We start from the raw sequence: 23,231 nt of genomic DNA, 5'->3' as shown, positions 1-23,231 counted from the left end.
GATGCTCCCATGACCACGATCCTCTATATCCTCGGGTCCACCCGATCCGGCACCTCGGCGTTGCGCAACGCCATAGCGGGCACCCGCTACAAGGGCTATGGCGAGGGGCACCTCGTCCCCATCCTGTCCGAAATTATCGCCTCGGTCCGCCGCAACGGCCAGTCGGGCATCGGCGCAAACGTGCCGGGCAACGGGCTTTCTGGCCTCAAGGCGGATGAACTGATCCGTTCGCTGATCGGGGGCTATGAGGCCTATCTTTCCGATCAGTGGAAGGCCACTTACATCGTCGACAAGACGCCCACAATCGCGCCTATCCTCGCAGCGCCCGATCTGGCGACCTATCACAGCGACGCCAAGTTCATCCATTGCTCGCGCCGTCATGTGGACAACATCCAGTCGAAGGTGAAGAAATTCCCGGACCAGTCGCTCGAAAATCATGCCCGCGAATGGACCGACTGCCATCAGGCCTGGTTCGCGTCCCGCCAGCGGCTGGAAGACATGGGGCAGGATTTTCTGGAGATCAACTTTCACGAGATGGCGGCAGACCCGGCTGCGGCCGCCAACAAGATCGGCGCCTATCTCGAGTTTGAGGCGGAGGAGATCGCCTATGTCGAGAATTATCTCCTCTCCCAGCGCCCCCAGGCAAACAAGGACCGCGACCTTACCCAGTTCCTGAAGCTCAGCGACATGCACTGGAGTGAGACGGACAAGCGCCGCTTCGTCGAGATAACCTCCCATGTCGGTCGCACGCTCGGCTATGGGCTGGAGCGCTACTTCGAGGCATAAGGCACCAAAAGGCGCCTGCATCCTAACGCTCGCGGAGCGGCTGACCTGCCGAGCAGGGTCGGCTGGCCGATAGCTTATTGAGATCGTTGCTTTATTGCCTCGCCAGAGGCACTTCGATCTTCTATCGCTGGTCACGAGCATGACCAAAAATACCGGAACAGGGCAATCGTCGCGGCGGTCGATATGGCTGATTGTGTCGGCGGCATTCGTGCCGCTGATCCTGTTTGTTATCTTTCAGGTAGGTTTCACCGCGCAGGCGCAACGGGAAACCACCCAATCGCAAGTATCCGCCGTAGCCGAACAGCTGATAGTCGCAGCCGACGGCGAGGTAGGGCGGATCGGCACCGTCCTTCAGGTGCTTGCCACCGCCCAATCGACCAGAAATGCAGATTGGCAGAGGCTTGCATCGCGGTTTGTAGAACTTGCCGCGTTCAACGCCGATATCAGGGGGCTGGAGGTCCGCTCTGGGAAGGAAGGTCAGGTCCTCCTTTCCGCCGGGATCAAGCCGGACGGTGTCACGCGGACTGCCGACGGGGCAACCTCTTCCAAACCGCTTTTCGTCGGTTACGCACGCGGGGGCGGCTGCCTGTGCCTGATGTTCGAGATGGGCGTCACGGATAGCGCGGGCGACGCCTATGTGTTCACGCTGCTCACCGACTCAACGATTTTCTTGAAGCTGCTGCCCCCGAGTGGAGAGCTTTTCGAGGTTTCGGCCTTCAACGGTCCGAACGGCCGATTTATTGCCCGGACACTGGACAACGATGGTCGCTTTGGGACACTTGGTTCCATTTATCTGCGGCAGGCGATATTCTCGGGCAAGCGGGCGGGCACCTATCGGGGCATCACGCTTGAAGGGTTCGAAAACTATACCGCGTTCACACGGTCGACCAAGACCGGCTGGAGCGCGCATGTGGCGCTCAGCTCAAACTACATCGATGCGCCCACCAGAAAATTCATCGCCTCGCTCGCCGCAGCCGGCTTATTATCGCTGGTTTTGGCGGGTTTGTTGATCAGCTCTGCTGTGCGCCAGATCAATGCGTCACGGCGGATGACCGAGCGGCTGCAACAGACGCAGAAGATGGAGGCACTGGGCCAGCTGACAGGCGGCATCGCCCATGACTTCAACAATCTCCTCACCCCCATAGTCGGCGCGCTCGATATGTTGCACCGGCGGGAAAGCCTTGACGAGCGTGGGCGCAAGCTGGCAGCGGGCGCCCTGGCCTCGGCCGAGCGCGCGGGCAAGCTGACCGGCCAGCTCCTCACTTTCTCCCGCCGTCAACAGCTGCAGATTGTGCCGATCGATGTGGCTGCGCTGGCGAAGGACGTCAGCACTCTGGTCGAGCGGGCATTCGCGAGCGACCACATGTTCGAACTGGAGGTCGACCCGCGGGCTCAGGGAGTAACGAGCGACCCCAACCAACTGGAACTGGCGCTCCTCAACCTCGCGCTCAATGCACGCGACGCGTCGCCGCCCGGTGCCACCATCAGGCTCGCGATAGCGGCAGTAAGTAACGAGAACGGGTTCAACCCGCCCGACATTCTCTTCCGGATGCATGACGAAGGCGCAGGCATGGACGAAGAGACCCGGCGGCGGGCGCTCGAACCCTTCTTCACCACCAAGCCGGTCGGTCGCGGCACCGGCCTCGGGCTGGCGCAGGTGCTCGGCCTGGCCCAGCAGTCTGGCGGCTCCGTAACGATCGACAGTGTGCCTGGCAGAGGAACGACGGTATCGATGCGCCTGCCAGGATGTCCGAGCCCCCATCCGGACCCTGCCAAGACTGCGCGGGCCGATCGGTTCTTGGAGGATTTTCCGCTGAGGCTGCTCGTGGTCGATGACGATCCTGCCGTACGAGCGACAACGGCGCGGCTATTGGAAGCGGCCGGCCATTCGGTCGACTCGGTGTCGCGCGGGACAACAGCTCTGGCCGCGCTCACGGCCGAGCCGTTCGACCTCGTCATCGTCGACTTTGCGATGCCGGGCATGAACGGCGCGGAAATGCTTCGACAGGCTCACACGGTACGCGCCGATCTCAAGGCGCTCGTGATCTCGGGCTTTTCCGACACGCAGGCGCTCGCCGCTTCCGGGGTTGCGGCTCCCATATTGCCAAAGCCGTTCAGTTCGGATCAGCTTCTCGATGCGGTCAACAAGGCTGTCGGGCGCTGAAGGTACTTGAAATCCAAATCAGATTGTCGCGTTGGCATTGCATCGACCCTGCCCTGCCGATACTGGAACATGAGACTGCGGCCCGCCTGCCGCTGTTTCGACATATGCATTGGCCTGGCGCAGCCGGCCCACATTAAACGAGGTGCCAGTGACCCAAGAGCTTCCGAGGCTGTCGACGGGAATGCCAGGACTGGACAGGATCCTGGGAGGGGGCTTCGTGGAAGGGGCATCCTATATCGTGCAGGGTCAGCCCGGAGCGGGCAAGACGATCCTCGGCAACCAGATTGCCTTCGCTACCGCGCAATCCGGCCGGAGAGTTCTTTACATCACCCTGCTGGCAGAGACGCATGACCGGCTGTTCCAATCGCTCTCCACCCTCTCCTTTTTCGACAAGCGCCATTTGGGAGAAAAGGTCACCTATCTCAGTGTGTTTCAGACGCTTTCCAAAGAGGGGCTGCACGCAGTGGTCAGCCTGCTGAGGAAGGAAACCAAAAAGCGGGAAGCCTCGCTGATCGTGTTTGACGGGCTGTTGAACGCCAGGGATCAGGCGAAAACCGACCTGGACGTGAAGACTTTCGTGGCGGAGGTCCAGAGCCAGGCCGCCTTCGCGGGCTGCACCGTCCTGTTCCTCACCAGCGCACGAATGGAGGATAACAGCCCGGAGCACACCATGGTCGACGGCGTGCTGGAGCTGCACGAGGAGCTGGTCGGCGTCCGCACTGTCCGCCGCGCCCGCGTCCGTAAGTCGCGTGGCAGTGCTGCGCTAGGAGGCTTTCACCAGTATGAGATCACGGGGGAGGGCATCGCACTCTTCCCTCGAATAGAGGCCGCGTTCGGCACCCCCTCCGTCGACGACTTCCCAGATCCAAGACCGCTCACCACCAATATCGAGGGGCTCGACGGAATAACAGGTGGTGGACTACCCCAGGGGTCGACAACCCTCCTGGTCGGCCCTTCGGGAAGCGGCAAGACATCCTTCGGAATAAACTTCCTCGCTGCGTCGTGCGCGGCGGAACCCGGCCTGCTGTTCGGCTTTTATGAGACACCTGATCGTATCCTGCTGAAAGCAAAGGCTCTCGGGCTCGATCTTGCGAGGGCCATAGACAACGGAGACCTTGAAATTTTGTGGCAACCCTTAACCGAAAATCTTCTCGACAAGCTTGCCTATCGGTTGCTCGACGCAGTTTCGGCGCGCGGCGTGAAGCGGCTGTTCGTGGACTCACTGGGCGGGTTCGAGCGCGCGGCAGTCCACCCTCCCCGGCTGGTGGAATTTTTCGCGGCGCTGACCAACGAGTTGCGCGCCCGCAATGTAACGACCGTCGGCACCTGGGAACAGCGCGATCTTTTCGCGAAAGAAGTGGCTGCTCCCGGGCCGGAAATCTCCAGCCTGCTCGACAATCTCATCATGATGCGCCATGTCGAGTTCCGCTCTCAATACCGGCGCTTGCTGTCGGTCCTCAAAGTGCGGGACCGCTCCTGTGACGCCGCAGCGCAGGAGGTGATAATCGATGGCAATGGCCTCGCTATTTGCGGGCCGTTCGAGCCGGCGACAGGTGTTTCGACCGGCCTCGCAGGGCCTCTCACCTCTTGAAGCGGCATATCCGCCTTGGTCGTCAGGAGCCGTGGGTATGAACATCGTCGTCGTTGAAGACGAGTTCCTCATAGCCGATATGCTGGTCGTCAGCCTGGAAGAGGCAGGCCATCAGGTGCGCGCTGCCGCGCACGGGGCCGCCGCGCTCCAGCTGATCCGAGAGCAGACCCCCGATCTCGTCATCACCGATTTTATGATGCCGCTCATGACCGGCCTTGAGCTGGCGGAAGCGCTGAAGGCGGATACGCAGCTGCGCAAACTTCCCATCCTGCTGGTCAGCGGCGCGCAGGGCGCGATCGCGCGCGATCGCCAAGACCTGTTCGATCTGGTGCTGGACAAGCCCTATCGGCTGGACACAATCCTCGACGCCGTTGAGCAATTGGGCGGTCAAACCAAGGGATAGCCTTGTGCCTGGTATCCCAGGCGACGATACGGGCGGCGTTTGCGGACAGCGGAGTAGTGGGCGCGGCACATTCCGCCTGCCCGACCGTTCGGTCATCAAGGCGGCGCAAACCTCCGCCATCAATAGTCAGCATGTCCTCTCCGGCGTCGAACACGATGTGAGCAAGTTGGGCGTTTGACCATAAGGACCGATCTATCATGACCAAGCTCGCCATCATCACAGGAGCCTCTACCGGCATTGGTTTCGAGCTGGCGCACATCGCCGCGCGCGATGGCTATGATCTGCTGATAGCAGCCGACGAACCGCTGATCGATGCGGCGGCGCAAGATCTGGACAGGCACGGCGTGAACGTGCAATCCATCGAGGCAGACCTTTCGACGTTTCAGGGCGTGGACCGGCTGCTGGCAGCCACCAACGGCCAGCCGATCGATGTTTTGTGTGCCAACGCCGGTGTGGGAACGGGCGGCGCCTTCCTCGATCAGGATGTCCAGAAATGGCGTCGCTCCATCGACACCAATGTGACCGGCACGGTCTATCTGCTCCAAAAGGTGTTGCGCGACATGGTTGCGCGCAATCAGGGCAAGGTACTGGTCACCGGGTCCATCGCCGGCTACATCCCGGGCAGCTTCAACGCCGTCTACAATGCCACAAAGGCGTTCGTCGATAATTTCACTGAGGCGCTGCGCAACGAGCTGAAGGATGTAGAAGGGGTCACCTTGACTACCTTGATGCCCGGCGCGACCGAGACCGAATTTTTCGCACGGGCGGGGATGCTGGATACCAAGGTCGGTCAGGATGCAAAAGCCGACCCTGCCAAGGTCGCGCGGGATGGATGGAATGCTCTGCTTGAGGGCAAAGGGCATATCGTCTCCGGCATTTCCAACAAGTTGCAGGTGGCTGCGTCAGGTGTCATCCCGCAATCCGTGCTGGCCGAACAGCATCGCAAGATGGCCGAACCGGGAAGCGGCGAGGACTAAATTGAGACCCTGAGGGGCCATGCGATGCCACCCCCTCACCGCAGCGATGGTGACCGGCTTGCCGACTGAAGACGCGCCTTTCTGCAGGGCCGGTTATTGCGCAGAGGAGTAGCCGGGGATCATTCCGAGCGGCTTGCCCACACCCTGCAACGCTGCACCGAGCTGATCGACTGCTTCGGTGCCCGGATTGACGCCCAGCACTGCGCAGTCGCACCCCTCCTCCGCTACCAGCACACACCCACCGTTTGGGCAGAGCCTTCTCTATCGTCGCCCCCGCCAGCAACTTGCCACATTTGGCAATTTCTGTAGATTTCACACGCCGCTTATTCGTCGCAAATGCCTGTTGCGACGAAATTTCGGGCTACATAATAAAGGTTTAGGTTAAAGGGCTATAGATGACGGCAGCGCAGTCCTTGGATTTCTACGTCAATGAAGATCGCCCCCTTCGCAGGGCGATATTGCCCGCATCAGGCATTACGATAGAACATATCCGAATACCGCGGCAGACAGCCTATGAATTTACTGTTTCCGGAGGGGTGCATTACATCGCCCTGCACGATCTCGTCCTGAAGGATGGGGAATTCTTCGTTGAGGGCGGTGCAAACATACAGCAAATGGATTTGAGGGGGCTGATAACCTATTTCCCGCCAGGCACGGAGGCGAAGGGTTGGTGCCACACAGAGGACAGAGCCCAGTCCGTTACCGCGCTTTATATAGAGAACCACGCCCTTCCCGAGCCATTGCGGGCAAAGACCGATTGGCGCGAACCGCGTGTCTATTTTCGCTCAGCAGAGGCGGAGCACACAATGGCGAAGCTTAAGCGGAGGATCTTGAATGGCGAAGCGGGTGACGCGCTCATTGCCGAGGCGTTGAGCGACCTGCTGATGCTCGAACTTTTCGCAGATGCGCGGCCCACACCGCGCCCTTCCGCCAGCCTCGCTCCGACCAAGGTTCGGCTGGTACGCGACTATATGGCAGGGCACCTCAATTCAGATCTGCGGCTTGAGGATCTGGCGAACCTCGTGGGTTTGAGCCGGTTTCACTTCATCCGCGCCTACAAGGATGCCACCGGACGAACGCCGATGCGCGACGTAGCACAGGCACGAGCGGAAAGGGCTCAGGATTTGTTGCGCAGGGGCGCCAGCCTGGAGACGGCAGCCACCGGGGCCGGCTTTTCCACGATCATGCAGATGCAGCGCACGCTCAAGCGCGTCTTCGGAATGCAGGCACGCTAAGGAAAGCTATCGACTGCTGAGGCGCACAGGGCTGCGTAGAAGCTTGAGCGCTCCCATGCGGATATCGCGCTTCTGACCATCAAGAACGATAGCGTCCGGCCGCGTACCGCTCGCCAATATGACACCAACCGCGTCTATTTTCAGCCTGTAGTGGCCATAACGGATACGCTCGAACAGGAAGCTGCCGTCGAATTCCGAAACGGTGCGCGCGATCTCCTTACCCTTGTCGTCGACCAGCGCGACCGGGATGCGCGGTGCCGCGTTCAAGTCCATATCGGTCAGTTTTCCCTCGATGATACCGGTCGGCACCACAGCGAGTTTGACTGCGGATGTAAGCCCTTTGCGCGGCACCACCCTCACCGCCTTTTCCGCCGGATCCAACATAGGATCCACCAATGTCGCAGTGTCTATGCCAACGCTGACCGGCTGGCTCGACGCCAGCCCGGAAATGTATGAGGGGCCGGAGCGATTACCCTCTGGTGCCGGAACCCGCTGCTTCGCAAGCAGAATTCCTACGCCGGGCATGTTCGGTTCGCCATCGTCCTGCACCCCGTCCGCATTGTCATCTCGAAACACAGTAACGGCAAGCGATCCGTTGGACGCAATTCGACTGGAAGAAAGCAGGCCGCCCTTCGCACATCCGCCACGCCTGCCGATGCTGAAGATCAGCTCGATCCCTCCGGAAAACCCGGACTTTCCGGTGACCCCCGCATTGGCTGAAATCCCAATTTTATCAAACTGTTGGGTATAGGCCGCGCGGAAGGATACCCGCTGCTCGCGCCAAGCATAGGCGGCCTCGGCTGCCAGCTGGCGGCGTTCGTCCAGCGCCCACTCGCCAGACAGGCGGGTGGTCTGAATGCCTTCGCCCCAATGATAGTCCAGTTCACCCCGCACGGTCACGGCCTTGAGGCGGGCGCTGGCAAAAAGCGAAACATTGGTATCGAGGGGACCATATGGCTCTTGCGGCGCCTTGCTCTGGACGGCGCGGGCCTGCATCGTAAGTGAGAGTCTCCGGCCGGAATAGGAGGCCCGCCCTCCCCATATCCGGTTGCGCGCGCCACTGACGGATTTCAGCTCCGCAAGGTCGAAATGTATTGGCAGCAACAGCCTGCCGAGACGCACTGCGCGTTCGATGGAAATCCGCTGGCTGCGCCGGGTCGTCTCCTCCGTTTCTTCGGAATGCAGCGCGCGGTTGACGATGGCGCTCGCGTCCAGCCGAAAGCCGCCCAGGCTTCCCAGAACCGCAAACTGCGCAGCCTTGCCCTTCTTTCGTTCCGCCGCGCCGATCACAGAAACGCCAAAAGCGCCGAAGGCGCGGCGCAATTCGCTTTGCATATACGTACGCCGTACATCGTCCAACACCAGCGACTGGATATTGGCGGCGAGTGACGTCCTCAGGTCCAGGCCATATTCGACCCCTCCCCCATAGCGCCATCGCCCTCCGATGTTGGGCCGTCGCGTCAGCGTGATCAGATCTCGGTCGTCCTGATGTGTACTGGTCCACCACCGTAATTTCCCCGGTGGCACGGCATTGCCCCTCACTTCATGAACGATCCTTTCCCTGCGGATCTGACCCTGCGGACCGTAGCGCACCACCTCGAAAAAATTACTTCCATATAACAAGGGGATATCGGCAAAAAGATAGCGGCCTGCACTCTCCCTGCCAGACACGGCCAGCAGTTCGCCATTGCGGTAGAGTTCCACTTCCCAACCTTGGGGCAGATCGCCTCGCAGAGTGATGGCATTGAAGCGGGTGCTTTGATTGAGTGGCCTGTTGGAAACGGCGATGCCCCTGCCCAGCTTGTTGAGCGAGACGAGGGGCGTTCCGGAGCTGTTGACATCGCCCAGCGAAAGGCTGGTGGCCTTCAGCGGGCCGAGCAACTGCGCGTCGGGATCATTGCGATAGAACAAGCTGCGCCATTCGCTCGGTTTCCCGCGGGAGTTCGACGCGATCCTGCTCTCGGCAGACATCCACGCGACCTCGCCAGCCGCAAAGACCTCGTATCGTGCCGATCGATGGCCATCCGCTCGCGCCAGGCCGGCGGTAACATCCGCGCTCGGCGTGCGCCATAGCCGATAGGGCATCAGGATACGGCGCAGATCAGCGGTCGCGTCGGCTTCCGATTGTCCGGAAATTCGTTCGGCCCGCGCCTTTCGCTCAATGGCTTCCTGAACGGGCAGAATGCGCTCCGACCGCACATGCAGGACCGCGTTGAGAGGGTCTGGGTTCAGTTCAATGCCGAACCACCGTGCCAGCGCGCGCGTTTCCACGCACCAGCCGCCGTCGGCGTCGGTGATTGTTTTGGGAGACAGCGCCATGGTCTGCCCGGCATGACGAACGCTGCCCGCATCCCGATCGATCGACAACAAATAGGATTCGTCGAACACCCAGCCCGATGCGTGACGCCTGCCGGGATCGATCCGCACCGCGACGTCAAGCGCGGAGGCAATGTCCTCGAAATCGACGCAGTATCCGTCCGCCAAGGCATAGCCGCGTATACCGTTGCCCAGGCGCAGGTCGCCGAGCCGTACATCAAACAGCACGGCATCGTCGGCATCGGGCGTCCGAGCCATCGCCCGGCAACTACCCATCAACAGGGTAAACGCCAGACACAGGCTCAGTAGCCGCCATATCCAGGCGGGAGCTAAAGACATCGATTTCGCGGAGCGGCTGACGACGGGCGGCTTGGGCGGAGCACTGCCCCGCCCGCGCCCCCGAATTTACAGGCTGGCCCGCGCCTCCGTGATAACAGGTGCGGAGGTGCTGCCGCTATCCTCTCGGAAACTCACCGTTACGAGGCCCTTGAGCTGTGCGCTCGCACGGTCGCCCAGATCGATTGCGACCGTCCTGCGGTCGACCTCCCGATACGCCGACACACCCTTTACCTCTGCAAGCGGATCTGCTGACCCGGCCTTGCTGACCAAGACGGTGCCCGAAATGGAACGGTTGCCTGATCGCGCAAGGTCGAAAAGCAGTGTTGCCCGGCCCCTGTCTCGTTCGACCCGGATATTTTCTATTTTGGCTTGCGCTTCGAGCTCGCCTTTGCGGGTGATCACCGGAATACTCACGCCATATACCGGCGTTAACATGATCGACAGGCCGCTCGCCTGCGCGTTGACGTCTCGCGCAGCGGGATCGGCGTCGGGAATGGCACGAAACAGCATATGCACGCGATATTCGCCGTCCGGCAGATCGATCGGCGCGTGCGCCCCTAGCCGAACAGTCTGACTTTGTCCGGGAGCCAACACTACCTTGCGGGGCGCGTAGCTGATGATCGAAAGAGCCTGCTGCTGTTCGGCACTGGGTTCAACGACATCCTCAAGCTGACCGTCAGGCAGCATTTTTTTGATAACGAGCGAAACGCGGTAGGTTGCACTCTCCCGACCTTTATTGTTCAGAATGACTTCTGCCCCCGTGTTGTCCGCCATTACAACCCTGGTCGGCGCGACAAGAAGATCGCCCAGCGCCCAAGCACTGGACGGCAAGGCAGAAGCGATACAAATCGAACAAACAGACAACCCGTTCAATATTCTATTTTTCATAACAACCCCACTTAATAGTTTTTGTTGATTTATTTTGTTGTTCAAAGATAATTGACAGTAACGGTGAATGTCCCTGTATAACTTCCGGCAGTCTGCGTTCCGCTGATCGTCAGGCTGCCTCCCACCGTAAAGGCATTGGTGCTCGCGTTTTTGAGGCGCAGCTGCGTCGGACTGTTGGTAAGAGTAGCCGTCATCGTCGCGCCACCGCTTGCAGTAAGCGTCACGCTCGGGCTGACGGAGATCGACACATCACGATTATTGGTCCCCGTTATCGTGAACCGGGCCGCCGACACCGCCCCCATGCACGTCAGCGGTGCTGGGCAGGTCCGCGCCCCCGCAGTTGATACGGACAGGGTGCCGTTGCTGCTTCCCCTCACAATTTTGCCGAATACAAGATCTGCTGTCTTGGTGACGGTCTGCGCCTGACAAGGCGCGGAAACCGCAGCAACGGCCCCCGGAATAGCAATAGCCATGGCTGCGCATTTGGCGCGAATGCTATTCATGCCTTCCTATCCCCACATCTTATTGGCGTTCACCCCTGAACGCAGAGCGAGGCAGTTAGGCAAAAATGGTTAATCAAAAATGACCCGGAATATTTCCGCAGCGAGAACACGCGCTTGAACCCAAAGATGTAAATTGCCGATAGATGTGATCTTTCGGCAATTTAACATTGAATTTCATGGAATTGCGACAACACCGAAGATACGAGTAATGCTTGGCCATCAGCATAGCCAAACAGACTATAACTTTGAGATCATGTGTTCTGTGTTTCACTTTATCCTTGTGAATCAAATATATCTAATTTTCAGCTTTGTAAAATTTTTGCATTATCAGATTTTTTTCGAGAATCCGTGCTGGTTACCAAAAAATTAACCAAGCGCACGAACCATATTTCAACGGCAAGTTCCTAGACAGCCAACTCGCCGGTGAGCAAACCCCCGGCTTAATGAGTGGGTAATACATAAGAATATTTGGAGACGCATATGTTCAATAAAAATAAGATAGCTTTAGTGGCTGCTGTGGGTGTCATGGCGGGTTTCAGCGGCGCGGCGAACGCGGCGCAGGGCACAGCTTCGGCAACGGCCACCATCCTCTCGCCCATCACCGTTACCAAGACCGCTGACCTCGCCTTCGGCAAGATCATCGCCGGCGCTTCGTCGGGAACCGTGACGATCTCGGCCGCAGGCAGCCTGACCTGCGCCGCGGCGCTGACCTGCTCTGGCACCACTGCCGCCGCTGCGTTCGACGTCAGCGGATCGAGCAGCGAAATCGTGACGATCACGCCTGACTCGAGCGTTACCCTGACCTCTGGTGCCAACTCCATGTCCGCATCGCTGAACGCGAGCGCCGCCACCCTGACCCTGAACGGCAGCGGCGCGGGCTCTTTCACGGTCGGCGGCGTGCTGACGGTCGGCGCCAGCCAGGCTGCGGGTTCCTACTCGGGCAACTTCAACGTTACCGTTAACTATCAGTAATTCCTGTTTTATGCATACTTCTCCCCTTTCGGCCACCCAGCAGGGCTTCCTCTCCCTGCGGCCGAAAGGGGCGTAGGCCGGCCGAAGCCGACCTTACCGTATCGGCAGAGCGCCCATACCCGCCACGCTTTTCGTCCCGGCTAACACGCGCCAAACAGCTACTTCGTGCTGTTGGACTCCCGGCTTCACCATAGCCAATAGTGGCTGCCATCCAGCGGGTTAACATCCCGGCGTACCAGGATCTCGCACTGCCTTGTATTTGCGATCCCGGCAATTCGGCCAGCCGTCTGACGCGTTTTAGCTGAAGCAGGCAAAGGCGGCGGAAATGTATGAAGCTCCCGACAATGTGCGCGTTTATATTCATGCCATCGGGCAGCCGCGCCACGGGAAGCAGCCCCCGCGCTGTGCGCGCAGGTTGATCAGCATATGAGCGACACCCTGCTCACAGCCCTGCAATATTATGGCGCCGGTGCGGCGCTGATCGCGGCGCTGGTGGTGTCGCTCGATCTTGGGCGGCGGATCACAGGCTGGGCATTTGTGCTGTTCGTCACCAGCTCGCTTGCACTTATTCTTTGGGGCTTCTTTCAGAAGGATAGCGAGGGCATCGGCTGGCAGAATGTGGGCTTGCTGGTGATCAACTGCATCGGGGTATATCGCTACCTCATCCGAAAGACCGCGCCCTGATCGAGGCTTTCAAGATATTCCTCAAACCCGCTCGCCCCTCAACATCATGTCGGCCACCAGCCTCAGCGGTTCCGCCTCCAGCTTGCTCTCACGCGCCGCAATGAGGCGGGCAAACTCGGCATAGACGGCGCCATATTCGTCGGCCTGTGCGGGAACGGGCGCGCCATTCACGGTCAACTCGGCGCCGCCTCGCGTCAGCACGATATGCTTGCCGGCACGCGTCTCGATGCGGATTGTCCACTGCTCCGCGCCCTTGTGCCGCCAATCGAACCGCGCATGAAACGGCCGGGCGGCGCTTGCCGTGCGCAGCGTCACTTCCGCCGCCGCTGGCTGCTGCCCCGCCTCCTGCATAGTGAGCCGCGCGCGTTCAACTATCAGCGTTTCCGTGCACAGCATGCTCGCGATCGACAGCGCATTCATCCCTGCATCGAACACCCCGAAACCGCCCGGCTGCCAGACCCAGAGCTGTCCCGGGTGCCATTTCTCGGCATCCTCCAGCCACTCAATGTCCATCGCCGCCACACCCTCGGAGCGGGTGATAGCGGCGGCCTGCCGCACGGCATCGTTGAAGCAACTGTGCCAGGCGCTGAAAATGACCCTCCCTGCCCGCTCGGCATGGCGCGCGAGGTCCTGCACTTCGCCGAGCGTCGAGCAGGGCGGCTTCTCCAGCAGCACATCCAGCCCTGCGTCGAGGCAGGCAAGGGCAATCTCAAAACGGGGGGCAGGCGGCGTCGCGATCGCCACCGCGTCGCAGGGGACCGCGCGCAGCATCTCCTGAAAGTCGGTGAAGACGGGCACATCAAGCTTTGTCGGACGCGGTGTCGTCCCTGCGACGAATTCGAACGCCGGATTGGCGGCGATTGCCGGGATATGCTGGTCTGCCGCGATCTTTCCCAGCCCTATGATGCCTGTCCGCACCGCGTTCATGCTGGCACCCCCTGCCCGATCCGGCGAAGGCTTTCAATGAAGGCGCGCGCCCGCACCCCTACTTCGGTCGCACTCATTCCCGGCTGATAAAGCGCCGATCCCAAACCAAACCCGTTGGCGCCCGCCGTCAGCCATGGCTCCATGCTCTCGGGCGTCACGCCACCCACCACGAGCAGCGGCGTGGCGCGCGGCAGGACGGCGCGCTGGGCCTTGACCACCGCAGGGCTGGCCCCTTCCGCCGGAAACAGCTTCAGCGCCTGCGCGCCCGCAGCCAAGGCCGAAAACGCCTCGGTCGGGGTAAAATAGCCGGGACAGGAGACCAGCCCCGCCGCGACGGCGGTGCGTATCACCTCCGGGTCAGTCGAGGGCGAGACGATCAGCCTGCCGCCCGCATCGGCGACATCACCTACCTGTGCCGTGTGAAGCACCGTGCCCGCGCCGATCACAGCATCTTGCCCCAGCCGGGTCGCCAGCCGCTCGATACTGCCAAGCGGCTCAGGCGAATTCAGCGGCACCTCGATGATACGAAAACCCGCCTCATACAACGCCTCGCCGATCGCCACCACCTCGTCCGGCGTCACACCGCGAATGATCGCGACCAGCGGGCATTCGGCCAGGCGCGCGGTAAAATCTTCGGCGGCACTCATCGTCTTTCCTCCATCAGCGCGCGCGCACCGGCGAGGAACGCGACCTCGCCATCTATGGTTTCCATCCGCCGCCCCGCAATGTCGAGCGCGGCGGCATATAATGTTGTCAGAGCCTCCTCGCCGATCAGCACGACATCGTCCCTTTCGCCTCCGACTACGAGGCCAATGCCAATGTCCGCGCCAATCAACAGCCCCGAGACATAGGACGCCGCATCGCGCCCGCGCAGGCCCAGCAGCGCACCCGCGCGCGCCGAAAAGAGATCGGCGGAGAGCGCATTGTTGCGGAAGGCCGCCTCCACCCCCCGGGCAAAGTCGGCGTCCGGCTTCGCTTCGCCCTGAAGCTGCGGCGCCAGGATGCCTCCCCCTCGCAACAGCGCAAACAGCTCGCCGGTCATCACGGTGCGAAAGCCGGTCATCGCGCCGCTTTTCAGCCGCACCCATTTGGCGTGCGTGCCGGGGTGGCAGACAAGCGCATCGGCGGGACACAGCCCCGCCGCCACCGCGCCCAATATCTGCACCTCCTCGCCGCGCATGACATCGCCCCTGCCCTCCTCCTCGATGAAGGAGACACCCGGCACGATCGCGATATCGCCACCGTTCACCCAACACAGCGCTTGCCTGAGAGCCGACAGGTCCACCGGGCAGGGCACATAGGGCACCTCGCGCCAACCGCGATCCGACCCGACCATTCCCGCAAGCAGCATCGGGCCAGCCCCGAACTCCGCGCGCATGGCCGCAATTTCGGCCTCGAACCCGCCCGGGGGCACAGACAGCACGCCCATGCTGTCGCTGCGACCCGCCTCACACGTCCCGTCGGGCGCAAGCTTATAAATGCGCCGGTTGGTCGTGCCCCAGTCGACCGCAATCATGCCGGTTTGAGACATGCCCTGCTCCCGTTCCTCATGCTACTCAAACGCACGAGGGCGCGTTTGGTCACCACCGCATCGAAACTATGTTTACGCGAGCGCGTTCAACACCGGATGCAGCCCCCGATAGACCCGACCGAGGCGACACCGATCGCCGCCTGCAGCGCATTGCTGGGTGAAGGGCCGGTCTGGGTGGCACGTGAGAGCAGCCTCTACTGGGTCGACATCCAAGCCCCGACGATCTGGCGCATGAGGTGGCCCGAGGCCACCTGCGACAGCTGGCAGCCACCCCACAGGATCAGCGCACTCGCACCTAAGGAAAGCGGAGGGTTTATTGCGGCGACGGAGCGGGGATTCGCCGAACTGGACTTCGATCAGCAGTATTTCCGGCTGCTTCACGAGCCCGAGCCTCATCTTCCGGGCAATCGTTTCAACGATGGCAAGACCGACCGTCAGGGCAATTTCTGGGCCGGCTCAATGGACGACGCCGAAGCGGAAGAATGCGGCTCGCTCTACCGCTTTGACCGCAACCTCAAATGTTGGCTGTTCGACCAAAGCTATCGCGTTCCCAACGGCCCGGCGTTCAGCCGCGATGGCCAACTGCTCTATCACACCGATTCCGCCAAAAGGCGCATCTATCGTTTCGTGCTGGAGGAAGGCATTTTGCCCGGCGAACGACAGGAGTTTCTGGCCTTTAGCGAGGAGGACGGATCCCCCGACGGCATGACCGTGGACGCGGAGGACTGTCTCTGGGTCGCCTTCTGGGACGGTTGGTGCGTGCGCCGCTTTGCGCCTGACGGGACATTGCTCGCGCGCATAATGCTGCCGGTCCAGCGGCCGACGAGCTGCACTTTTGGCGGGGCCGAGCTGGACCATCTGTTCATCACCTCCGCCCGCATCGGCCTTTCGGAAGAGGCGCTCGCCAGCCAGCCGCATGCGGGCGACCTGTTCGTCGTTCGGCCAGGCTGCGGAGGGCTGCCCGATCATCTTTTCGCGGGCTGAGGCTCGTCCGCCAGGGAGACAGAATTTGGCCAATTTCATGTTCGCCACGGGAATCGAAAACAGCATCCCGACGATCAACGGCGGCCGCACCCGGGTGGATCAGATGGAGGTCTGCGGCCACTACAAGCACTGGCGCAAGGACTTCGACCTCGTAGAGGAAACGGGCATTCGCTATCTGCGCTTCGGCCCGCCGCTGCACAAGACGTTCCTCGGCCCCGGCCGCTATGACTGGGAATTTTCAGACCTCACGCTGAATGACCTTCGCCACCGCGATGTCACGCCCATCGTCGATCTGTGTCATTTTGGCGTGCCGGACTGGATCGGCAATTTCCAGAACCCTGATTTCCCGTTGCTGTTCGCCCGCTACGCCGCCGATTTCGCCGAGCGTTATCACTGGATCCAGCTCTATACTCCGGTCAACGAGATGTTCATCTGCGCCGTGTTTTCGGCGCAATATGGCTGGTGGAACGAGCAGATGACCACCGACACCGCGTTCGTCACCGCGTTAAAGCATATCGTGAAGGCGAACGTGCTCGCCATGCAGGAGATATTGAAGCGGCGGCCTGATGCCATCTTCATCCAGAGCGAGTCTTCCGAATATTTCCACGCTGACAGCCCGGCCGCGATCGGCCCGGCGGAAGTCATGAACTCCAAGCGATTCCTCAGCCTTGATCTCAATTATGGCCGCCGGGTCGACAGCGAGATGTACGAATATCTGATGGATAACGGAATGACCAAGGAGGAATATCATTTCTTCCTGGGTAACCGGCTGAAACAGCACTGCATTTTGGGTAACGACTATTACTGCACCAACGAGCACCGTGTGCATGAGGATGGCCGCACATGGGCCTCGGGCGAAGTGTTCGGCTATAGCGAAATCACCCGCCAATATTACGGCCGCTATGGCCTTCCGGTCATGCACACCGAAACCAATTTCCGCGAAGGTCCGAACGGCGACGAGGCCGTAAACTGGCTGTGGAAAGAATGGGCCAACGTGCTCCGCCTGCGCAACATCGGCATACCCACGGTGGGCTTCACCTGGTACTCGCTCACCGATCAGGTGGATTGGGACACGGCCCTGCGCGAGCAGAACGGCAATGTAAACCCGCTCGGCCTCTATGACCTTAATCGCAATATCCGCGCGGTAGGCAAGGCTTACAAACAACTCATCAAGGATTGGCGCGATGTGCTGCCCGCGCAGAGCGTATGTCTGGTCGTGCCGCTGGTGCCGCCGTCACGCTCGGGAGGCCAAACAGCAACCGATCAGGAGAAGATGGCAGGTGCTCGCCTCGCCCGGGAACCTGCGCAAGCCAATCAGGCGGAAGAGATCGGCCGATGAAAATCCAGCGGATCGAAACCTTCATGGTGCCGCCCCGCTGGCTGTTCGTCCGCGTCGAGGCGGGCGACGGCGCGGTCGGCTGGGGCGAGGCGAGCCTTGAAGGCCATGCCGAGGCGGTGGCTGGCGCCTTCGAGGCGATCCGGGATCGCTTCATCGGCCATGACGCCTTCGCCATCGAGGACATCTGGCAGATTTGCTATCGGGGCGGCTTTTATCGCGGTGGGCCGGTGCTGATGAGTGCGCTCTCCGGCCTTGATCAGGCCTTGTGGGATCTGAAGGGCAAGGCACTCGGCCTCCCCGTCTGGCAGATGCTGGGCGGCAAGGTACGAGACAAGGTGCGCGCCTATGCGTGGATCGGCGGCGACAAGCCGCACGAGATCGGCGAAGCCGCCGCAGGCCGACGCGCGCAGGGTTTTTCCGCTATAAAGATGAACGCCACCGCCGAGCTGGATTTTCTCGGCACGCCCAAGCTGCTTGACGATGTGGCGAAGCGTGTACAGGCGGCGCAGGCCGAGGGGATGGACGTGGGGCTCGATTTCCACGGCCGGGTCCACAAGCCGATGGCAAAACAGCTGGCAAAGCTGTTGGAGCCGCTGGGCTTGCTCTTTATCGAGGAACCGCTGCTGTCCGAAAACCCGGAAGGCATTGCGCAGATCAGCCGCCTCGTCAGCACACCGATCGCGCTGGGCGAGAGGCTATATTCGCGCTGGGATTTCAAACCGTTCCTGAGCTCGGGCGCGGTCGACATCATTCAGCCTGACCTTAGTCATGCGGGAGGCATCAGCGAATGCCGCAGGATCGCGGCGATGGCCGAAACCTTCGATGTGGCGGTGGCGCCGCACTGTCCGCTCGGCCCGCTAGCCCTGGCTTCCTGCCTGCAGCTCGCGGCAACCGCGCCCAATGTCGTGCTGCAGGAGATGTCGCTCGGCATTCATTACAATGTCGGGCACGACCTCACCAGCTTCGTCACCAACCCGGAGGTTCTGACTCCTGCAGACGGCTTTCTGCCGATCCCCCAGGGCAATGGCCTCGGGGTCGGCATAGACGAAGCGGCCGTGCGCGAGGCGCATCGCGACCCGCACCGCTGGCGCAACCCGGTGTGGCGCTATCGAGACGGCAGCTTCGCGGAGTGGTGATTTTCAGGGACGACGCCGACCCTCATCTCCGGTCGGCAATACCACGACCGAATAGCTTTTGGCATCGACGAGATACTTCGCGGCCAACAGCCGCAACTGCTCGGGAGAGACGCTGAGCATGTCTCGCCCGAGAGTGGACAGCGCCGTCACCCGGCGGCTGTCGTAGGCCGCGCCTTCCATCTGATCCATCCAGAAGGCATTGCCGGTGCTGGCGCGTGACAGCTGCTGGCGCAAGGGCGCGAGCACACGCTGAAGCTCGTCGGCACTCACCGGGTGGGCGGCAAGATCCGCCGCGATTTCACGCACCAGCGAGAAGAAATAGTCGGTGCTCCCCGGTTTCAACTGGCTCATCGCGAGAAGATAGCCTCTGCCCCGGTCAAAGCTTAAGGGCCAGTCGGATTGCGCGCTGGGGGAATAGGCAACCCCCTCGGCTGCACGCAGTCGCTCGAACAGGCGGTCGTTGATGATCTGCGCCAAGATGTCGAGCTGCCGCCCCTCACGCACGCCCGCCAGCCCGGCGCCTGTAGGCCAGGCAATGACCGCAGCCGCCTGATCGGCCTCGCCCGTGTGGTTGAGGACCAGCGGCTTGGCATTGTGCGCAGGGAACCGCACTTTCCGGGCTTTGCGCTTGACAGGCATGTCCGCCCGGGCAGGCAGCGCCCCAAAGGTCTGTGCCACCGCATCGATCGCCTCGTCAGCCTTCACATCGCCGAAGATCTGCACCTCGATGGGGCCAGACGCCAATATCGGCTCCCAGAAGGCGCGGAACTGCGCGGGCGTGAGCGCGGCGATCTCGGCCTTGTCCGGCACCCGATAGCGCGCGTCCTTCCGGCGCAACAGCCAGCCAAGCTCCTGCCCGAGCACGCCGCCCGGTGTGGCGGACGCGCTGTCATAGGCGGCAAGCATCCCTGCCTTCGCCCGCTCGACCGGCGCGGGGTCCCAGCCCGGCGCATAGAGTTTCGCCGCGAACAGCCTCAGCTGATCCTTGTAATCGGCCGGGCGGGTAAGCGCCGACATCTCGAACGCGTCCTCGTCTATGCCAAAGTCGAAGCCCAGCCTGCGGGCGTTGGTCAGCTCATCCAGCTCGCGCTGGCCCAATGTACCGATGCCGTTCGCGCCGAGCACATAGCCCGCCGCCCAGGTTGGCTGTTCCTTACGCGGCGACAGGGCAAGCAACCCATGGCCGAAGCGCACATTGACGCGCACCTTGCCGCTCTCGCCATTATTGGCAAACAACGTCAGGCGGACGCCGTTCGCGAAGGTAATGGACTCCATATCCAGCACCCCGGCGGGTCTGCGGGAAACGACCTTGCCGGGCGGCGGCAGGGCAGGCAGATCGGCCATGGTAATGATCTTGCCGGTAATGCGCGCGCCTTTCGCGGCGGCGATCTGCTCCTTCATCGCGGCATCCAGCCGCGCCTGCGCCCCCGCCTCGCTCTGGGGCAGCACCAGCAAGGCGCGCACCGCGTCGGCGCTGAACATACGCCGCGTCGCATCGAGCATGTATGCGGGCGTCATCAAGGGCCGGGCCGAGCGGTAGATATCGAGCGCGGCCTGCGGCGTTACCGTCGTCTCGCGGATATCGACAGCGGCGACGATGTTGCCCGCCTGGGTCGCGCTCGCCTCGGTGTCGCGATTCTCCACATCGATGGCGAGCGCGGTCTCGAACGCACGATATTCGCGCTCGATCTCGGTCTCGCTCGGAGGATCTGCCTTCGCGTCCTCGATGATCGCGCGAACATCGCGCAGCGCAGCTTCCCACCCCTTGGCGGATGGAACGACGCTGACATAGGTGGCATTGGTGGAGCGGCTGGTGTCGTCCGTGTCGATGCTCGCCTGCAGGAAGGCGGAACCCGGGCGGCGGGCGGCTTCCTCCAGCCGCCGGTTGATCATCTGGATCGCGACCGTGTCGCTCAGCTTGTGCTGGTTGTAGGCAATGGTGTCGGCCTTAGGCTCCCAAGGCCGGAGCCAAGCGAGCGACAGGGAAACCGGCGCACCGGGCTGCACCACCACGGCGCTTGCCGGCGCAGCAGGGTTCGGCCTGCCGAAATCGGACGCGGGCATGGTTGCGTCATCCGCCTTCCAGCCAGAGAAATATTCGCGGATCAGCGCCTCGATCGCCTTCGGGTCGGCATCGCCAGACACGGCTATCACCACATTTTCCGGGCGATACCAGCGATCGTGAAAGGCGCGCAGGCTCTCTGCGGTTGCTGCGTTGAGACTCTTGGTGGTGCCAATGGGTGCGTGGCTACCGAGCGGCTGCCCCGCAAAGAAAAGGGCACGCGCAGCGTCTTGCGCCCGTGATCCCGCGCTCTGCCGTTCGCGCATCTCGGCGAGCACGACCGCCCGCTCCGCCTCCACGGCGGCGGGGATGATGTTGGGATCGCTCATCATCCCGGCGAGGATCTTGACACTTTCTTCCAACCCGCCCGAAGAAGCGTCGGGCAGATCCAGCGCGTAGGTGGTGGCCGTCGGCGTGGTCTGCGCGTTGCTGTCTGATCCGAAGGTAACGCCAAGCCGCTGCCAGATGCGCTTCGACTCACCGTCGGGCACAAATTTGGACCCACGAAACGTCAGATGCTCGATGAAATGCGCATAGCCGGATTCCTCAGGCCGTTCATGCAGCGACCCGGCATCGACACGCACGCGGATAGAGAGCAGGCCCGGCGGCACGCTGTTGCGGCGTACGGCATAGCGCAGGCCATTGGGTAGCGTGCCGAACAGCCATGCGCTGTCGACCGGAACGTCGCTATTTTCGTAAAGCCATGGCCGCGCGGGCGTGGGCGAGACCGCCGCCGCTGCCGCCTTGGCAGGCTTCGCCGGAGCGCGGGCGAGCACATCGCCATGCCCCGCGATCAGCGATAGCGCCGCAAGGGAGAAAACGAGGGCGCGCGACGGGAAGCGATGGGTCATCACCTCCCGTCATAACGACGAATTACTGAACCGCTACTGACAATATTCTCCGAAATTTGCCCCGATGGGCAATTTCGTATTTCGGCACCAGCCCGCTCCCCCTCCCAACCTCCCATAAGATACCCTGTCGGGAGGTTGGGAGGGGGAGCGGGCCGGTACCGCCATATAAATTCGCCTCTCAGGCGAATTTATTTCAGATGTTTACCCTACCCGTTGAACCGCGCCCTTGTAGGCGCCAACGCTCTTCCTGCGGCGGGGGCGGAACGGCCGGGCGCCCTCGCCCTGCTCTCCACGTTCGCGGTGCTGGCGCGGCTGCTTCTCGCGCACCTGCTGCGGGCGCGGCGGGCGAGCATCCGCATTCTTGCGGGGCGCAGGCTTGGGCAGATTGCGCACCAGCTCCGCCATGCCTGCGGGCAGAGGAACGACCTCGCTCTGGGTCCGCGTAAGCCGCTCGATCGCCTTCAGGTAAGACCGCTCGTCATCCGAGACGAGGCTGATCGCGATGCCATCCGCTCCGGCGCGCGCGGTGCGGCCGATGCGGTGGACATATTGATCCGGGTTGTTCGGGATCTCGAAATTGATGACATGGCTGAGGCCAGACACGTCGATCCCGCGCGCCGCAATGTCCGTCGCCACCAGCAGCTTGACCTGCCCGGCGCGGAACGCCTGCAACGCGGCAGTGCGCTGGCCCTGCGACTTGTCACCGTGGATCGCCACCGCGTTGATGCCCGCCCCAGCGAGCGCCCGCACCACCTTGTCCGCGCCATATTTGGTGCGGGTGAAGATCAGCGCGCGGTCGATTTCCTCGCTGCGGAGGATATGGGTGAGCAGCGCCTGCTTCTCACCCTGGTTGACATGATAGGCACGCTGGACGATCCGCTCCGCCGTGGTGGCAGGCGGCGCGACCGAGACCGTGGCGGGATCGTTCAGGAACTGCTTCGCCAGCGCCGCGATTTCCTTGGGCATGGTGGCGGAAAAGAACAGGGTCTGCCGCTCTTTTGGCACGAACGAGACGATCTGCTTCACCGGATGGATGAAGCCCATGTCCATCATCTGGTCGGCCTCGTCGAGCACCAGCACTTCGACGCCCTTCAAATGAAACGCCTTCTGCGACAGGATATCGAGCAGGCGGCCCGGCGTCGCCACCAGCACATCCACGCCCTGGCTGAGTTGCCGGATCTGCTTGTGGATCGGCACGCCGCCGAACACCGTCGCAACGTTCAAGCGCATGAAGCGGGCGTAGTCGCGAAAGCTTTGGGCGATCTGCGCGGCGAGTTCGCGTGTGGGAGAGAGCACCAGCACGCGGCAGGTGAGCGGCGGCGTATGCTTTGCCACGCGCGAGAGCCGGTCCAGCGTCGGCAGCGCAAATGCCGCCGTCTTGCCGGTTCCGGTCTGCGCGATGCCGCACAGATCCCTGCCCGACAACACAGTCGGGATCGCCTGTTGCTGGATCGGGGTGGGAACAGAATAATTCTTGGCGCCAAGCGCCTTCATGATCGGCTCTGCGAGGCCGAAGTCCTTGAATTCCATAGTATAATACTCA

Annotated in this window: 21 protein-coding genes; 12 read left to right on the top strand and 9 right to left on the bottom strand. The window is 62.0% G+C overall.

All coding sequences use genetic code 11. The features are described from left to right. The first annotated feature begins 9 nt into the window (after window positions 1-9). The 6 genes from OOT33_RS00900 to OOT33_RS00875 all read left to right on the top strand — a co-directional run bounded on the left by OOT33_RS00900 (window position 10) and on the right by OOT33_RS00875 (window position 5,921). Window positions 10-786 (top strand): sulfotransferase, encoded by a 777-nt coding sequence (locus tag OOT33_RS00900; RefSeq protein WP_307748090.1) that lies wholly within the window; start codon window positions 10-12, stop codon window positions 784-786. Window positions 787-925: 139 nt separating this feature from the next. Then, the gene (locus OOT33_RS00895) at window positions 926-2,950 is read left to right on the top strand and encodes a response regulator (protein ID WP_307748089.1); all 2,025 of its coding nucleotides are present in this window, start codon (window positions 926-928) and stop codon (window positions 2,948-2,950) included. Between the two features lie 181 nt (window positions 2,951-3,131). Further along, complete coding sequence (locus OOT33_RS00890; protein ID WP_307749258.1) at window positions 3,132-4,541, top strand: ATPase domain-containing protein; 1,410 nt, start codon at window positions 3,132-3,134, stop codon at window positions 4,539-4,541. Between the two features lie 37 nt (window positions 4,542-4,578). Further along, complete coding sequence (locus OOT33_RS00885) at window positions 4,579-4,944, top strand: response regulator (protein ID WP_307748088.1); 366 nt, start codon at window positions 4,579-4,581, stop codon at window positions 4,942-4,944. A 4-nt stretch (window positions 4,945-4,948) separates the two neighbouring features. After that, window positions 4,949-5,122, top strand: a complete 174-nt coding sequence (locus OOT33_RS00880) for a hypothetical protein (protein WP_307748087.1) — start codon at window positions 4,949-4,951, stop codon at window positions 5,120-5,122. Window positions 5,123-5,141: 19 nt separating this feature from the next. Next, window positions 5,142-5,921, top strand: coding sequence for an SDR family NAD(P)-dependent oxidoreductase (locus tag OOT33_RS00875; protein WP_373690469.1), 780 nt, complete (start codon window positions 5,142-5,144; stop codon window positions 5,919-5,921). Between the two features lie 93 nt (window positions 5,922-6,014). Here OOT33_RS00875 and OOT33_RS00870 read toward each other — a convergent pair whose 3' ends face one another. Then, a complete protein-coding gene (locus OOT33_RS00870; protein ID WP_307748086.1) occupies window positions 6,015-6,155 on the bottom strand; it encodes a hypothetical protein in 141 nt (46 codons plus the stop codon). 161 nt (window positions 6,156-6,316) lie between these two features. Between OOT33_RS00870 and OOT33_RS00865 the strand changes: the two genes are divergently transcribed. Further along, on the top strand, window positions 6,317-7,156 hold the full coding sequence (locus tag OOT33_RS00865) for a helix-turn-helix domain-containing protein (protein WP_307748085.1): 840 nt from the start codon (window positions 6,317-6,319) through the stop codon (window positions 7,154-7,156). Window positions 7,157-7,162: 6 nt separating this feature from the next. Here OOT33_RS00865 and OOT33_RS00860 read toward each other — a convergent pair whose 3' ends face one another. The 3 genes from OOT33_RS00860 to OOT33_RS00850 all read right to left on the bottom strand — a co-directional run bounded on the left by OOT33_RS00860 (window position 7,163) and on the right by OOT33_RS00850 (window position 11,202). After that, window positions 7,163-9,811 carry a hypothetical protein gene (locus OOT33_RS00860; RefSeq protein ID WP_307748084.1) on the bottom strand — a complete coding sequence of 883 codons (2,649 nt, stop codon included), beginning with the start codon at window positions 9,809-9,811 and terminating at the stop codon, window positions 7,163-7,165. Window positions 9,812-9,877: 66 nt separating this feature from the next. Then, entirely contained in the window at window positions 9,878-10,699 is an 822-nt protein-coding gene (locus tag OOT33_RS00855; RefSeq protein ID WP_307748083.1) for a hypothetical protein, read from the bottom strand. Between the two features lie 41 nt (window positions 10,700-10,740). Then, a complete protein-coding gene (locus OOT33_RS00850; protein WP_307748082.1) occupies window positions 10,741-11,202 on the bottom strand; it encodes a DUF4402 domain-containing protein in 462 nt (153 codons plus the stop codon). A gap of 480 nt (window positions 11,203-11,682) precedes the next feature. Between OOT33_RS00850 and OOT33_RS00845 the strand changes: the two genes are divergently transcribed. Further along, entirely contained in the window at window positions 11,683-12,174 is a 492-nt protein-coding gene (locus OOT33_RS00845) for a DUF4402 domain-containing protein (protein WP_307748080.1), read from the top strand. A 426-nt stretch (window positions 12,175-12,600) separates the two neighbouring features. Continuing rightward, a complete protein-coding gene (locus OOT33_RS00840; RefSeq protein WP_307748079.1) occupies window positions 12,601-12,858 on the top strand; it encodes a hypothetical protein in 258 nt (85 codons plus the stop codon). A gap of 21 nt (window positions 12,859-12,879) precedes the next feature. Here OOT33_RS00840 and OOT33_RS00835 read toward each other — a convergent pair whose 3' ends face one another. From OOT33_RS00835 to OOT33_RS00825, 3 genes are read right to left on the bottom strand one after another with little or no spacing between them, the layout of a single operon-like run. Beyond that, window positions 12,880-13,785, bottom strand: a complete 906-nt coding sequence (locus OOT33_RS00835; protein WP_307748078.1) for a Gfo/Idh/MocA family oxidoreductase — start codon at window positions 13,783-13,785, stop codon at window positions 12,880-12,882. Next, entirely contained in the window at window positions 13,782-14,432 is a 651-nt protein-coding gene (locus OOT33_RS00830) for a 2-dehydro-3-deoxy-6-phosphogalactonate aldolase (protein ID WP_307748077.1), read from the bottom strand. The genes OOT33_RS00835 and OOT33_RS00830 overlap by 4 nt, the downstream gene beginning before the upstream one ends. Next, a complete protein-coding gene (locus OOT33_RS00825; protein WP_307748076.1) occupies window positions 14,429-15,316 on the bottom strand; it encodes a 2-dehydro-3-deoxygalactonokinase in 888 nt (295 codons plus the stop codon). The genes OOT33_RS00830 and OOT33_RS00825 overlap by 4 nt, the downstream gene beginning before the upstream one ends. Window positions 15,317-15,412: 96 nt before the next feature. On the opposite strand from OOT33_RS00825, the gene OOT33_RS00820 reads away from it, so the two are divergent. From OOT33_RS00820 to dgoD, 3 genes are read left to right on the top strand one after another with little or no spacing between them, the layout of a single operon-like run. Next, the gene (locus tag OOT33_RS00820) at window positions 15,413-16,300 is read left to right on the top strand and encodes an SMP-30/gluconolactonase/LRE family protein (protein WP_307748075.1); all 888 of its coding nucleotides are present in this window, start codon (window positions 15,413-15,415) and stop codon (window positions 16,298-16,300) included. Window positions 16,301-16,325: 25 nt separating this feature from the next. Then, a complete protein-coding gene (locus OOT33_RS00815; protein ID WP_307748074.1) occupies window positions 16,326-17,639 on the top strand; it encodes a family 1 glycosylhydrolase in 1,314 nt (437 codons plus the stop codon). Further along, a complete protein-coding gene (dgoD, locus tag OOT33_RS00810) occupies window positions 17,636-18,775 on the top strand; it encodes a galactonate dehydratase (RefSeq protein WP_307748073.1) in 1,140 nt (379 codons plus the stop codon). Before OOT33_RS00815 ends, dgoD begins: the two co-directional genes overlap by 4 nt. Before the next feature lie 3 nt (window positions 18,776-18,778). Here the strand turns inward: dgoD and OOT33_RS00805 are convergent, their stop codons facing one another. Further along, window positions 18,779-21,688: an insulinase family protein gene (locus OOT33_RS00805; protein WP_307748072.1), complete on the bottom strand. Its 2,910-nt coding sequence runs from the start codon at window positions 21,686-21,688 to the stop codon at window positions 18,779-18,781. 201 nt (window positions 21,689-21,889) lie between these two features. Beyond that, window positions 21,890-23,218, bottom strand: coding sequence for a DEAD/DEAH box helicase (locus tag OOT33_RS00800; protein ID WP_307748071.1), 1,329 nt, complete (start codon window positions 23,216-23,218; stop codon window positions 21,890-21,892). Window positions 23,219-23,231: the final 13 nt, after the last annotated feature.

The organism is Sphingobium sp. DEHP117 (assembly GCF_030867385.1).
GTDB lineage: Bacteria > Pseudomonadota > Alphaproteobacteria > Sphingomonadales > Sphingomonadaceae > Sphingobium.
The sequence above is the reverse complement of the archived record's forward strand: the minus strand, read 5'-3'. Positions and strand labels throughout refer to the sequence as shown.